The sequence below is a fragment of the Breznakia blatticola genome, assembly GCF_004365815.1.
GTDB classification, from domain to species: domain Bacteria; phylum Bacillota_I; class Bacilli_A; order Erysipelotrichales; family Erysipelotrichaceae; genus Breznakia; species Breznakia blatticola.
The window spans coordinates 1-10,422 of the sequence record NZ_SODD01000059.1 but is presented as its reverse complement, the minus strand read 5'-3'; the positions used below and the strand labels follow the sequence as shown (position 1 = coordinate 10,422).

Here is a 10,422-nt window from a genome sequence, read left to right as displayed (position 1 = left end):
CCATCACAAGAAATGCTTTAAAGACACATAAATTATTCAGTACTTATCAGTGATTTATCGAGACTTGGTATGCACTGGTTGAATTAAGCCTTTTTATTATTCTTTCGTTTTCAGTACTTTCTTGGCTGATAATGCTGCTACAGAAACTAGTGAAATTGCAAGTAATGCATAGTAGTAACTCATATTTGTGTAATCTGCAGTATCAGGTGCTTTACTTGTTACTGCGATACTTGGAGCTTTTATTGGTTGCTCCTTAGGTTCTTGTTTTGGTTCTTCTTTTGGATCTTCTTTTGGATCTTCTTTCGGTTCCTCTTTTGGTTCTTCTTTAGGCTCCTCTTTTGGATCTTCGACTGGTGTTAATTCCGTCATGATAAACTTATGTGTATTACGTAAACCGGCATGACCTTTGTAGTCAGGGATGAATTGTGAAGGTCCATGGAATCCACCACCGCAGTTCATTCCTGTTTCAATTGAGAATGGATCAACAACACGGTAATAGTAATTTAGTTCCTCTAATGTATCTTGTTTTAACACAAACGTATTTTCATCAAGAATTTCCCATTTACTATCTTCAGGTAATAGCACACGTTCCATATCTATATTATCTACTTTCACTGTGTACATACCATCTGCTTTTTTAGCAGTTAATGCAATTTTATTTGTATTTACATACATTCCTGGTGTTCCATCTGTAACATCTTCTGCCAAGAATAAGAAGTCATACATCAGTGGATAATCATAATATGCAGCACTGTAGTCATGGTAATCTACGCGAGTACTTGCAGCTTCAGAAACATTTAAGTAACTGAACTTATTTCCACCAACAAGTAACCACTCAAGATTATGCGCATTTGCTAATAATTCACTATCTGATACATTTGTGTTAATTAAATCAAATGTATACAGATTTTCAACATCAATGTTTAAATTTGCAATAGGTGCATTTACAATCATTAATTCTTCTGCATGTAGTTTTCCTTCAATATTTACTAAGTTTGGCATATCTTTCAATACAAAACGTAAGTGTTGAATTCCTTCATTAACTTTTAATGTTGATGCATCAGAACGAACTACAAATAAATCTTTCAAACCTAGAACTTGGCTTGCATCAAGTGTAGCTGCTTTTGATCCACGAATCGTTAATTCAATTTTATTTCCTGGATCTTCTGTAACTTGAATTGTATGTAAATTTGGTGCTTCAAATAGAATTACCTCAATTGGGTATCCTAAATATAATGGCGTTCCATCTGGATTATATCCAGCCCAGAATGAATTCGTGCTTTGTAATCCTGTAAGATCCATTACTGTACCTTGGTAGTCATAAATCTCTAATTTTTTAATTTTAGTAAAGTGTTCGATTCCAGTAAAGTCATTTACAGGATACACACTATAATCGATAGATAGGTATTCTGTTGCTAAATCGTGTTGACCTAATGTTGTACGTCCATTAAACTCATCGATTACATAATTTCTAAATGCTTCATCTGGAAATGTAGTTTGATCAACTACGATTTCATTTTGTTGTATTTGGGTTCCTACCTCAGTTGGCTCGTCTTGGACAAATCCAGTCATCAACGTAAAAACCATTAAAGCGGCTAAAATCTTTTTCATATACTTCCTCTCCTTATAGTCATATATTTCTATTCTCTTCGTATAAGCACACACACGATTTATTACACACAATAAAGTAACTGATGCTTTCTAAAATAACAATCCTCCTTTCGGTTAATTTAGAAGACAAATTTCCTATATATAACGTATATGAGAAGAATAACATTGAACTTTATTTCTGTCTTTAGTTTTGACAATTATTCTAAAATCAAGTATATTCATGACATTTTTGTGGACGTTCATTACATTTTTATACGATATAATTTATATTCAATTATAATTATATATAACTATATGTTTAGGTTTAAGAATTTAAATACGAAACATTCTCTTACTCTATCTATTTTTAAGTATTTAATACTTTTCCTGAACCAACTTCCTAATTATTAGCTTTTTTCTAAAATATTCATTTTTTTTAAAAAAAGTGAACATTTTTTGGTTTCAATGCATCTTATATATAGAAAGACAAATCTTCTTAACACGTCTTTCTGGGAGGTTTGCCTAATTTCCTTTCTCCTTATAAACACACACAAACACACAAACAAAACAAACACACGGAAAAAAATTAGGCTGGTAGTTGTGTATTTCTACCATTATACTTTACCTAGTTCCTGTTGTACGCAGGACTAGACTCAAATTCAGGAGTAAGCAATCTATTGTTTACTCCTTTTTTTTGCAAAAAAAGCACCTCATTTTACTGGAGTGCTTGGCTATTAACTATTTTGTGTTTATTCTTTTTTTCATAAGTAAGAAGGCAATGATAGATCCTATTGTCATAAGTCCTAAAATCCCGCTTACGCCAAACATAACTGGCAACATAGAAGACTTGTTTGCAAGTTCCTTATATTCTTCCATCGTAATTGCAGCAGTGTTATTGTAAAGTTGCAATGTATCTTCAGAAGCTTCAAATTGATATAAGCCTGATACTCCTTTATCATTCATCAAATAAACTAAAGCATAGTCTTTTAGTTTTTGATCCTTGAATTTCCATCCATCAAAGTTTTGTTTATCAATTTGCACTGTTGCTTTTGTGACATCAATTTCTTTTGTGTAATCCACTTGTGGAGTAACAATAGCATAACTTCTTCCTTTTAATGAAACAGGAATGTATATAGAAATAATTTCTTTTGTTTTTTCATCATAAATATAGAAATTGCGTTTACCTTGTTCATTTACCATGTAAACAAGTGTGATTCCCATTTTCTCACTTTTACGAACTTCAACATCTTTACCATCTATTTTAATAGTTGCATCATCGAAACCTGGAGTCAATGGTGCAGACATCAATTGTAGTATTCCAAATTTACCTTTCCCGATATCGCTATTCTCTAAAAAGACTGTAGGTGCCTTCTCAACTGTAACCTTGATTGTATATACTTGCTTATTGCCTTCTTCATCAGAGGTAACAACTTCAATAGTATTGTCACCTTCTTTGATTGCATGTTTTCCTGTACCAGATACGGTTGCTTTTCCATCCGTTGCTCTTGCATCGACAGTTATCTGTTTTTTATCGCTTGTTAATTCGACATTATATCCAGTTGTGCTTGGATCAAATGCTGGACTTAACGTCCCAGGTGATACACTTAATGTAGATAGTGTAAGTGTTGTCTTTGGTTTTGTTTCTTCAGGTTTAGTTGGTGTCTCAGTCCCAGTATTTCCTGAATTTCCTGAATTTCCTGGTGTTTCTGGATTTTGGTTTACTGCATTTACAACATTCACAGATCCTGACCATCCATAGTTTGCATCTACTCCTGTATCATAACTTGCTAATACTCCTGAAACACTTACTGTTGAAGTTCCAACAGCTACTGGAGTCACAGTGAATGATACACTACCACCATCAACCCATATTTGTCCAGCTGGTGATACACTTCCATTACTTGCCGAAGCAGATACATATCCTGCGGCATTAGGAGCACTTACAGTTACTGTATACGACTGTCCTAAGACAATTGTATTTCCACTCAACCAAGAAGAAGCATTTTTACTAACTGGGTTGGGATTTGGTTTTCCTATAAATCCAACACTCATAATAACCATAAGTGCGAGGATTACTATTTTACTTAATTTTGACTTCATCGAATTCCTCATTATTTTCCTAAGATTTTGTTACGTACTTGTACATAATCTGCTGGCGTTATTTTACCATCTTTATTCATATCTGCTGCAGTTAATCCTTTACCAGATAATTTGTTTTTTCCCATGATGTGATTACGTATCAATACATAATCAGCTGGTGTAATCTTACCATCACCATTTACATCACCCCGAGCGTATTCGCTTTCAATTGGTGGAGTTGGGTCCGGATCAGGTTTGGATTCTCCTCCAGTAGAACCACTTCCATTCACTAAGACATCAAATGTACTTTCGTGAATGTATAAGTAATACTTACTAAAGTCATAGTTTCCAACATCTTGAGTTATTGCACTACGATTTGCATTCAGAGTTGGATCACTTTGAATTTTGTACCATACTGTTGACCCATTTGCTGCACTACCTTTAGTCTTTTCCATAACGACAAATGGGAAATGTGCAACTTGTCTTGTTTGGTATACAGCAGTTGAACTAGTTGAAGCATTTTGTCTTAGGTTTGCATTTGTAATATCAGATTTTACTGCTAGTGTATATTTACCGCTATCTTTTTGTCCACTATTGGCTTTATCAATTTGCCAAGCAACTGCTGCTGCTTTCTCGCCCCAATATGGATCTGATGCGTATTTCACATTCATACCGCTGGCTTTATCACCTAAATGTCCACCAAAATAGCGTCCACCATAATCTTTAGGATCTAAATATCCTTCTGATACAAACACCTTTGCATGATAGTAAATACTATATGCTGGTGAAGAATATCCATTTGAACTTCCTGACGGGTCAGAATCATATGCTGCATGCCCAAACAAATTATTCTTTTGTTTAGCAATTGCACTATCTCCCCAAGCACTTTCATTGGCTGCAACTCCAACCATAAGTAAGGCGTTTGAACCATAACTATTTTGATTTGAAATAAAATTTGAACCTTGGCTGCGCATCTTTGAACTGCTTGACGATTTCGTATTCACAAAACTGTCTATTTGTGCGGCAGTAATATTTGTTTTTGAACGATGCGATAAATATTGATAATAGTTATAATATGCACTATAACCAGCTTTTGTGTTAATTGAGTTTGTGCGAACACCCGCTTTATAATCATCAATCATCTTATGATACGATTCATAAAAGTGGTGTCCATCATAACTATAATAAATACCACCTTCATTCATATATGGTTGCTTTGGACCTACATCTGTAGTCATTGCATAATAATTAGTAGAAATATCATTTGTAGCGTAGTGTACGATTCTACCATTTGCAATTTTATAGAAATTTACTGATTTCACTTGTGATGAATTATCATAATTAAGAACTGTTACATCACCTTCTGCAACCCATCCAACAACACCAGCTTGCATGAACTTAACTTTTCCGTTTGCTCTACCAAGAAATGCACCATCTGCAGCATAATATCCATTCGTGTATCCACTTAGATTTGATCCATCGATTGTATATAATGTGTTCACTCCAGCACTTGACTTAGTCTTAAAGTTTACAACCCCATAGCTAGGATCTACAACTCTAGTCATGTTTAGGGTTCTAGCCATAGTACCTATTTCATTGGAGTTTTCCTCTTGTGTTTTCTCTTCAAGTGACGTGACGTCCATCTCTACGATGTTTCCATTTTCATCCATCGTCGTAAAAACATGTTCTTCAGGTAATGTATCGCCCACCTCAAAACCATCATTCTCATCTATTGCTTCTTCATTACGGTTTGACATGGTAAAACCTGCTACGATACATAGCGAAAACGAAAGAAGTGTAATTCCTAACAATCTAGTAATTTTATATTTCATACAACTACCTCTACGCATAATAATACATAATAAGTATAACAAAAAAATGAGTACTCTGCATAAAAGTTACTCATTTTCGTAAATCCATTAACTTGTTTCTATTCTTTTCAACCAAACAATTTCATAAGATAAAATGACTATTAACGATTCTATTCGCAATCAATCTTTTGAGAATTGATTGCATAACAAAGTTATTGTACGTTCAAGTGCGTTTTTAAACGAATACTTTGGTCTCCAACCTAATTGTTGAATTTTAAACGTATTCATCGCATATTTTTCATCATGAGCCTTTCTATCTTCAACAAATTTAAGAAGACTGTCTTGTTTATTCATTTTATTTAAAATGAGCATCGCCAACTTTATATTTGATATAGGATTTTGTGCACTAACATTATAAATATTTCCTGCGACTCCACTTTGTATAATTAGATCAACTGCAGAACTATGATCATCAACATAAATCCAATCTCTCACATTCGTTCCATATCCGTATATTGGGATAGGTTTATTTCTGATTGCATTATTGATAATTTTTGGGATTAATTTCTCTTCATTTTGATTTGGTCCCATATTGTTTGCACTTCGTGAAATTGTTACAGATAATCCAAAAGTTTTATAATATGAAAGACAAATTAAGTCAGCACTAGCTTTACTTGCACTGTATGGATTATTTGGATTTAATGTATCTACTTCACTAAATGAACCAGTACTTTCAATATCAACATCTCCATACACCTCATCTGTTGATATTTGATGGTATTTCTTCACATTGAAAATCCTACAATATTCCAGTAAGTTTGATGTTCCAATAATATTCGTATAGAAAAAACTTTCTGGATTTTCAATACTGTTGTCAACATGTGATTCAGCAGCGAAATTAACAACACAATCAATTTGATATTTTTGAAATATTTCTTTTAGTAAATCCTTATTACAAATGTCACCTTTTATAAAAATATAATTATCTAATGATTCTACACTTTTTAAGTATTCTTTATTTGATGCATACGTTAATTTATCGACATTAATAAATATATCTGAAGGATACTTATCAATCATATAGAGCAAGAAATTAGAACCCATAAATCCTGCTCCACCAGTAATTAAATAAATCACAGTTTACCTCCATTGCATAAAAAGTATTATATATTATTCTTTTGTTTCAATTTCTTTTGTTACTAATGCAACGAATTCTTCTTGTGATACAGTTGTTGTTTTTTGTTCACCATAACGACGGAAACTAATTGTTTTTTCATCACGTTCAGTATCTCCTAAAATCAACATAAATGGTGATTTCTTCATTTGGTTCTCACGGATTCTGTATCCTAGTTTTTCTTCGCGTGCATCTAAGTCAACACGAATCCCTTGTGCTTTTAATAATTCTACTACTTCATTTGCATAGTCTAAATGGTATTCGTTCTTAACTGGTAAGACTGCTACTTGAACAGGTGCTAGCCAAGTTGGGAATGCTCCTGCATAGTGTTCAATCAGAATTCCAATGAAACGTTCAATTGACCCAAAGATCGCACGGTGTAACATAACTGGACGTTTCTTTGTTCCATCTGCATCAACATATGTTAAATCAAAACGTTCAGGTAAGTTTGCATCAAGTTGAATCGTACCACATTGCCAGCTTCTTCCCAGTGAATCACGAATGTGGAAGTCTAGTTTTGGACCATAGAATGCTCCATCACCTGGGTTAAGCTTCCATTCTTTTCCACTTGCTTCAATTGCTTTTTGTAGGATTGCTTCACTTTTATCCCATGACTCAATTGTTCCAATGTATTTATCTTCTGGACGAGTACTTAGTTCAATACGGTAATCCAGTTTAAATGTTGAATAAATCTTGTCAATTAATTTTAATAAACGTAAGATTTCACTTTCGATTTGATCTTCACGCATAAAGATATGTGCATCATCTTGTGTGAATGTACGTACACGGAATAAACCATTTAAAGCTCCACTAGCTTCATGACGGTGAACTTGTCCTAGCTCTCCTGAGCGAATTGGAAGATCTTTATATGAATGCAATCCATTTTTATATACTAGCATTCCACCTGGACAGTTCATTGGTTTAATTGCATATACACGGTCATCTACATCACAAGTATACATATTGTCTTGATAGTTTGCCCAGTGTCCACTTAGTTCCCATAATTCTTTTGACATCATAATTGGTGTCTTAATAAATGAGTAATCATCTTTATGCACTTCATACCAGAATTCTTCTAGTAAGTTACGAATAATCATTCCATTTGGTAAGAAAAATGGCATACCAGGTGCGTACTCACTCATCATAAAGATATCTAACTCACGACCTAATTTCTTGTGGTCACGACGTTTTGCTTCTTCAAGTAAGTTTAAGTATGCTTCCAAATCTTCTTTTGTTTCAAAACATACTCCATAGATACGTTGTAATACTTTATTGTTTTTGTCACCTTTCCAGTATGCACCAGAGTGTTTCATTAACTTAAAGTTTTTTACTTCTTTTACAGTATCTACATGAGGTCCACGACAAAGATCCACAAAGTCTCCTTGACGATATACAGTAATTGTTCCATCTTCTAGATCATTAATTAAATCAAGTTTGTATTCGTCATCTTTAAACATTTCAATAGCTTCTGCTTTTGAAATTTCTTCTCTGGCAATACGTTTCCCGTCTTTAATAATCTTTTTCATTTCTTTTTCGATTTTAGGAATATCTTCATCACGAATTACATCTTCTCCTAAATCGATATCATAGTAAAATCCTTCTTCTACTACTGGTCCTACCCAAAATTTAGCTTGTGGGTAAAGGTGTTTTACTGCTTGCGCTAATACGTGAGCAGCTGAATGATTTAATCGGTTTAATCGTTCATCATTTAAAAAATCCATGTTCATAATCGTTATCTCCTTATAAAAAAAGCATCCATCCCAAAGGACGAATGCATCGTGTTACCACCTTAATTCGTGTAATAATCTATTACACCTCAAACCTCTTAACGCGAGTGACGGAACATCTTTCGAGTTCAACTCCAAGGTAGTAAATCAAACATCTCTCATAAAGCTTTCACCAACCGCTTTACTCTCTACATCAATTTGCATGATTGTTGTCCTTTTCATAGTTGTTATGTACTTTATACACTAACTTTTTGTTGATGTCAATATAATTACTTTTTTTGAAATTAAAGTATACTACTCAAACATTACATTTTGATCAACAGCTGTATTTATTCCAGGAATGTACCCAGCAGATGTATATTGCCACATCATATATGGTTTTCTATAACTCAATGAATAAGCCATACCATCATTGTATCCGTAATTAGCAATCCAACGTTTATATTTATCAAAAGTGCTACCTGTTAATTTGTTCTCAAAGTAATTTTGATTTGCGTAAACACCTAAACTATAACTTCCAAACGATTTTAGTTCTTGATCAGCTTGTCCCATAAATTTCTTTAATAGTTCCTCATAAAACTGGCTAGATTTATCTCCAACATAACTTGTATACTCTAAATCATAATAAATACCAAGTTTCGGTTTAGCATTGACAGACCTTAACGTTTGAAATAAATATTTTGCTTCACCTATTCCATCTTCTATTGTTCTAGCATAACTAAAATGATAAACACCATATGGTATCTGAAGTCTCTCTAGTTCCCTAACATTTCTGGCAAGTTGTGCATCTACCTGTGAATTATCATTTGCATATCCATATGACGCTCTAAGGATTACTCCATCAACTCCATAATTTTTTACTCGATCCCAGTCAATTATTGCTTGATGAGCAGAGACATCTATTACAAGTTTTCGACCGACTTCTCCATTATAGTTCTTTACAACCTGACCACCCACATTATAAAGTTGCTTACTACCATTTGAAACATGCCAGCCTAGATTTGTTGTTAATATTCCTCTTTCGTTGAATTCGCATTGTATTCCATTAATAAATTGACTTCCTACTAACATATGGCCTTGACTATCGAAATAATGCCATCCCTCTTCATTTTTAAACCAACCTGTATGCATAACTCCGTCTTCAAATAAATACCATACATTTCCTAGTTGAGCCCAGCCACTTGTCATATGACCTTGATTGTTGAAATAATGAGTACCTAAATTAGTCTTCCACCATCCAGTAACCATAATACCATTATTTTGGAATAAATAGGTCTTGTTATTTATTGTACTCCACCCTTTATACATATGGCCTTGATTATTGAAAAAACGTACTCCATCATTCGCAAAATACCAACCAGTCGTTATTACTCCATTATTTTTGAATATATATGTATTACCATTTACGTCTACATAACCTTTCAGCATGTGTCCTTCTTGATTAAAATAGTGCCATCCTTCACTGTTTTCATACCAACCAGTTGTAATTATTCCTCTTGAAGAGAACAGGTATTGTTTTTCATTTATTACTTGCCACCCCGTCTGCATATGGCCTTCTTGATTAAAATAGTGCCATCCTTCGTTGTTTTTATACCATCCAGTCGTAATTATTCCACGCCCATTAAAGTAATACCATTTTCCATTTATAAATTGCCAATTCGTAACCATTTGACCATTCTTTTGAAAATAATGCCATCCTTCGTTATTCTTATACCATCCTGTATATATTTTACCATCGCGTTTTAAATACCATTTTCCATTTATATAAGACCAACTTTCTGTTGCACTCATTCTAACTCCAGTTGTTAATTTTTGTTTATTAATTGTATCTTGTGTAGATAAGTTTGAAACCTTACGTAGCACCTTTTCATTGTTTATCAATTCAACACTCTCCAATAGACATCCAAACATAACAATACATACGCATACATTAATAGCTATTTTTTTAAGGCTTAATTCAACCGATGCGCACCTAACTTAGATTGTTACATGTATGATGATACATTGAAATGTAAGATTACCATATAAAAATAAGGAAGGT

6 protein-coding genes and 1 other annotated feature are annotated in these 10,422 nt (G+C 33.5%); all 6 genes read right to left on the bottom strand.

The features are described 5' to 3' along the window. Positions 1-96: 96 nt before the first annotated feature. A complete protein-coding gene (locus EDD63_RS11620) occupies positions 97-1,611 on the bottom strand; it encodes a hypothetical protein (protein ID WP_208318328.1) in 1,515 nt (504 codons plus the stop codon). Between the two features lie 717 nt (positions 1,612-2,328). Beyond that, entirely contained in the window at positions 2,329-3,690 is a 1,362-nt protein-coding gene (locus tag EDD63_RS10750; RefSeq protein WP_166667633.1) for a cadherin-like beta sandwich domain-containing protein, read from the bottom strand. 11 nt (positions 3,691-3,701) lie between these two features. Beyond that, entirely contained in the window at positions 3,702-5,501 is a 1,800-nt protein-coding gene (locus EDD63_RS10745) for a dockerin type I domain-containing protein (protein WP_134171308.1), read from the bottom strand. Positions 5,502-5,660: 159 nt separating this feature from the next. After that, entirely contained in the window at positions 5,661-6,617 is a 957-nt protein-coding gene (gene rfbB, locus EDD63_RS10740) for a dTDP-glucose 4,6-dehydratase (protein ID WP_134171306.1), read from the bottom strand. A 33-nt stretch (positions 6,618-6,650) separates the two neighbouring features. Beyond that, on the bottom strand, positions 6,651-8,381 hold the full coding sequence (gene thrS, locus EDD63_RS10735) for a threonine--tRNA ligase (RefSeq protein ID WP_243833771.1): 1,731 nt from the start codon (positions 8,379-8,381) through the stop codon (positions 6,651-6,653). A gap of 33 nt (positions 8,382-8,414) precedes the next feature. After that, positions 8,415-8,612: a binding site (T-box leader), on the bottom strand. A gap of 63 nt (positions 8,613-8,675) precedes the next feature. Continuing rightward, on the bottom strand, positions 8,676-10,262 hold the full coding sequence (locus EDD63_RS10730; RefSeq protein ID WP_166667632.1) for a GH25 family lysozyme: 1,587 nt from the start codon (positions 10,260-10,262) through the stop codon (positions 8,676-8,678). Positions 10,263-10,422: the final 160 nt, after the last annotated feature.